The organism is Tenacibaculum sp., assembly GCF_048269885.1.
Taxonomy (GTDB): Bacteria; Bacteroidota; Bacteroidia; order Flavobacteriales; family Flavobacteriaceae; genus Polaribacter.
In genome coordinates this window covers 1-5,451 of the sequence record NZ_JBLWTZ010000054.1, presented here as the reverse complement: position 1 = coordinate 5,451, position 5,451 = coordinate 1, and the positions used below count along the sequence as shown (strand labels likewise).

Sequence of the window (5,451 nt, the reverse complement as noted above, 5' to 3'; positions counted from 1 at the left end):
GTCTAAGTAGGGTTATTAATATATTTTCAGGAAATACTTTGAACATAACTCTACAGTGAATTAATTGACCAACATATTGAGTAGTTAAAAAACTACAGTTTTAAAACTGTGGTTTTTTGTGCGTGGCACAACTGTTTTTTAGTTAATCTCAATTAATGGTTTTATGTTTAGTGAATTTAAGCTGAATTTTTCAGGCTTTTATTGTTTTTTGTGTTAAAATTTGTACTGTTTTTGTTAATTTAATTTTTATTTCCTCTAATAAAAGGATTTAGGTATGAAGGTTGCTGTTTTAGCAATGGGGTTGTTATTGGCAAACCCTATAACTTTAACTTCGGCTATCGCTGATGATTTTACTTCTCAGGGTATACAAGAGTTGAAATTCCAAGATTCGCGATACGACGATAATCAAAAGGTTCTTTCTTCAAGGTGGTATTCCAATAAGAGCACCATTTCGATGAAGAGTACTCAGGATGTATTCGAAGCATCTGCAACTGGGTATACGGCATCAGAGTTAACTCAAGGGCAGTATGCATTGATTGAAGATGGTAATGATAATGTATTGCCTCCCTCTGGAGTCGGCCTTTATTTTAACATTGATGGCAGTGGTTTTGCTGGCTTTGATTTTAGTGGGGCTTTTAGTGAAGAGAAAATTGAATGGCAAATTGTTGCTGGTGATATTGAAATTATTTCCAGTGGTAAAACGACAGAAAAATTTGATAACGCTCCGTATGATAGAATCGCACAGAGGTACGGCCAAGATTTGGCTGACTTCTTAAATAATAAATTTGAGAATAATGCACTAGACTACAGAATAAGTTATTCTGAATTTAGCTACTTTGATGTAGCAGTCTCTCGAGGTCAAAACTATCATGATTACGATCAGGTATCACTTACTGGGACTGATTATTATAAATTAATTGTTCCGCAAGAGTGGGGTTGGAATCAAAACGAAATTAGTCGTTCTGAGAGTTTTGAATCACTAAATAAATTATATAATATTAATAATAGTAACCTTTCGGATCAGGTTCAGTCTGATATTGCTGGGAGATGGTTACTTAGTATTCCTAGAACTATATATAGCCCACTTTCAGATAACTACATTCCTGGTGTTTTTGCCGATACATTAACATTGAACGAAGATGGGACTGTGGTTGATACTCTTTCAGGCAACAGCTACCAGTGGTCATCAAGTGAAGGTGTAATAAAGTTAGCAAGCGGGAACTCTCGTTACGAAATTACACCTTTTATTTCTATTAATAAAGCTCATTTAAGTCGTGTAGAGCAGTATGAAAACAATGAATTAACTCGAGTCTATGTTGCTACTATTGCGAAGTATGATAATAGTTACGGTAAATTTACAGAAAACCTTAGCTTACCTTTACCTAATGTATGGAATCCTGGAATAAATCTTTATTATCAGGAGGATAAAGGAGATAAGGTCAATGTTGACTATCTATATGGCTATCGCTTTCTAGATAATAATGCAATGTGGCGTGGTGCTTCGTTTTATACCTACGACGAACATTCAGAAATAACTTACGATAATCGTTGGACTTACAAAACTAACGGGCGACTAGTTACCACACAAAGAGAGTACGACAGCTCATTTAAGCGAGTTCGGTATTGGGATACACTGTCTGTAGATGCTAAAGGTACTGCTGTCGTCTTGGAATACTCATTTTTATATAATGACTTAAATAATGATGGTGTCTTTAGTGATAATGAGATTGATACTTACATTCTTCCCAGGCTTAACACTATGATGAAAGTTGACCTGAGTTCTTATCAGCCATGGGAATATCTTGCCGATTCAGATAACGATGGTTTAAAAGATATTCATGAAGAAGAATTAGGAACAGACCCTTATTATAACGACAGCGACTTTGATGGTTTAAGTGATAGTGAAGAAGTCAGATTAGGAACGGATCCATTAAGTGAAGATAGTGATGGCGATGGATACAGTGATTGGTTTGAGTTACAAGTAGGAAGTGATCCTTTAGATATTGATTCAGTGCCTGGTTCTAAAACGTCGTTTTTTGAAGCAAGTAATTTATTTGAGGTTAAAGCTGTACTGACTAATGAAGTACAACCTGGTAGGTTGCATGACTCTGGAACTGGCTTAAATTTTCATCGTGATGGCACGGCGCATTTAGGTGAAAATATATCAGGAAGTTTTGGTAGCCGTTTACTTAATTGGACGGTTGAAAACGGACAAATTGTGCTGCGAAGTGATGATGATGCGACTGTCTCAAGCACCTATTACTATTACCCGTTTGAAAATATTGAAAATAGTTATGGTTCCGAAGTTGCGCAGTGGTTGCGTAATGAAGTTGATGCAGGCCGATTAGATAACTCTGTGCATTTACAGGTAATTGATAAAGTAAATGAACGTCGTATTACTAAGCATGAAAACGATAAAGTAATCTACATTATTAAATCTGTTCGTACCCTTAACCTTCCAGAAACATGGAATTACGAAGGCGAAATTAAATCTGAAGAGTACACAAGTGCCGTTATTTCACGCTGGGAAGATGGAATTAGTAGCACGCTAACGGGAATGTCTACCCTTGATGTTCAAGGCAAGTGGTTAGCCTTTTTGAAATATGATGTTACGTATGGAGCTGCTCGAGGGATTGGTACTGAACCTGGTGTTTATGCAGATAATCTTGGTTTGCAAAATAGTGGCGATGTTAAAACTGAGAATACATCACTGCAGTTAAAGTGGATGTTTGAAGATGGAGCTATTAAGCTTACTGGCGATAATGAACAAATCGTTATTACACCTTTTAGACAAGTAAGAAAAAATCATTTAGCTTATTATGAAGTCTATTCTGAAAATAATCTTAGTTATGTTTATATCGCTCCCCTAGCAAAGTATGATAATTCATACACAGCCTTTACTAATAATATTGTAACTACATTGCCTGAGATGCAATTTGCAGGCATCAACGCTAATTACCCCTCGGCTTGGACAAACGGACAGCTTAACTTTAATGAAATATTTGGCTATCAATTTAGGGCAGATGGTACCCTTAGACGTGGCATTGGTGGTAATGGCTATGATGATAACCAATTTATTTATATGGGAAATATTTGGAATTACTCCATAACAGGCAATCGAATTCAAATGAGCTATGTTACAGAGTCGCAGGAGAGGGAGCGAGTATGGGATGTAGTTTCTGTTGATGCTAGCGGTATTGCTTTAGTTTATGAGCGTTCTCGTTTTGATTATGATTCAAATGGTGATGGTGTTATTAGTGATGATGAGCGTGGCATATTTATAGCTCCTCGATTGAATAAAATAGAGAAAATAGACCTTAGTACTTGGGAAACTCCATGGAATAAACTACCTGATAGCGATAATGATGGACTTAATGACTATATAGAAGAAGACCTTGGAACTAATTTGTTTAATAGTGACTCTGATCATGATGGCATTCCAGATCTTGAAGAAGTTTCTCTTGGAACAAACCCAACTTTACTCGACAGTGATGGTGATGGCTTTAGTGATTACTTTGAAATTAACCAAGGTAGTGATCCATTAAATTACGACTCCATACCTGCCTCAACAACTTTTCGCTTTGATGAAAATGAGCTAATAGGAAAAGATATCGCTATTACACTGCCTTCAAAAGAGGGATGGCTAGAAAAAACTGGTTTTGCATTACACTTAAATAACAACTTTACAGGTAAGATGGGCAGTAATTGGGTTAATAATTATCTGTCGTCTTCAATTTATTGGGGTGTTGTTGAAGGTAACATTGTTGTAGATAATGTTGAGGCCCAAACATTCTACAGTGATCATAGTTATCCTTTCGATAATATAAGAAGTTTATATGGAAATGAAATAGCTGATTGGCTTGTTTCTCAAGTTGAAAATGGGGTCATTCCAGAAGATTTTAGGTTTGATGAGTTACGTGAAGTCTCAAAATTAGTTTTATCACCATATTCGCAAACTGATGATGTGACTTCTGTAATAGTGTCTTTTACCTATAAAATGAACTTAATAATACCTGAAGAATGGGGCTATACAGGTGAGCTACCAAGCTACTCACATATGAACGAAAGCATCTACAACTGGCAGATAGACCTTGCGAATATTTTCGCCAGCTTTTCAAAGTCTGAAATAACCGGTGAGTGGCTACTTTTTGCCCCAAATCAACTTGAAAATAGTTATAGCTCACAACAGTTAGCAGGTATATATGCCGATACATTAGCATTGGGAGATAATGGCGTAGTACAAGGAGGTTATTTTGATAATCAGTATCAATGGTCATTTGATGAGCAAAAAGTGGTATTAACTGAAAACAATAAACGTATTGAAGTTTTGCCATACAAGCAGCTAGGTAAACAAATGATTGCGTTCCATAAGGTTTTTGAATCAGGCGAGTTGGTTAACGTTTATATTGCTCCAGTAGCTAAATTTGATCAGACCTATGTAAAATCTATTGATAACTTAGTAACTGACCTACCAATTATCCAATTTGCAGGTATTAATGCCCACTTAGAGAGTCAATGGAATAAAGAAACTCTATTGTTAGAAAATGTATATGGCTACCATTTTAAGAATAATGGCTCGTTACGAAGAGGAGTTGGTGGATTATTAAACTACAGCACTGGAGAGCTTTCTTTGACGTTTGGTCAAGACTGGACTTACAGTATTGATGGCAATAGAGTGACTTTGCGATTTGAGAGTGAAAATTATATGAGAGAAAGAACATGGGAATTTATCTCATCAGACAGTAATAATCGTTCTCTGGTATTTGAACACTCTTGGGTTGCTTATGACGAAAATGGAGATGGTGAGCTGACTGATGATGAGTTCAAGAACCTAATTGCACCAAGAATCAATATACTAATGCCTTTTGACTTAAGCCATTACGAGGAATGGCAAAATCTAGATGATTCTGATGGAGATGGTTTAAAAGACATCCAAGAAAATGATTTGGGAACTGATATTTATAATTCGGATTCTGATCAAGATGGAATCAATGACTATGACGAGTTTAAATATGGATTAGATCCTCTTAACCCTAATGATGCTGCCGCAGATGCTGATGGTGATGGTTTGTCGAATATTGATGAAATATTATTCAGTACAGATGTTAATAATCCTGACACTGATGGTGATGGTGTTAATGATGGGGATGAAATTAGGTTAGGAACTAATCCTTTAGATTCTATGGATACACCTGTTTTATCAGCTAAAATGCTAATGTTCAGCGATGTAAATGGCGATGGGGTTTCAGATTGGATTAAATTCCAGTTTAAAGATGCAATTATTCAATTTTATCTTATTGATGGTACAGAGTTAACTGAGTTTAACCATTTTGAGTTTTCACATGATTTGAGTGCTCCTTCCGTTGAATTATTGACAGATAGAAATAATGATGGCGTAAAAGAGATAGGATTGTTTGGGTTTAATAGCGAAGTAGGCCGCTATCAACTGTA

At 36.0% G+C, this 5,451-nt stretch carries 1 pseudogene; it reads left to right on the top strand.

The window, feature by feature from the left end:
• Positions 1-274: 274 nt before the first annotated feature.
• Positions 275-5,451, top strand: a pseudogene (locus ACN0WY_RS17410) (hypothetical protein); the annotation flags it as partial.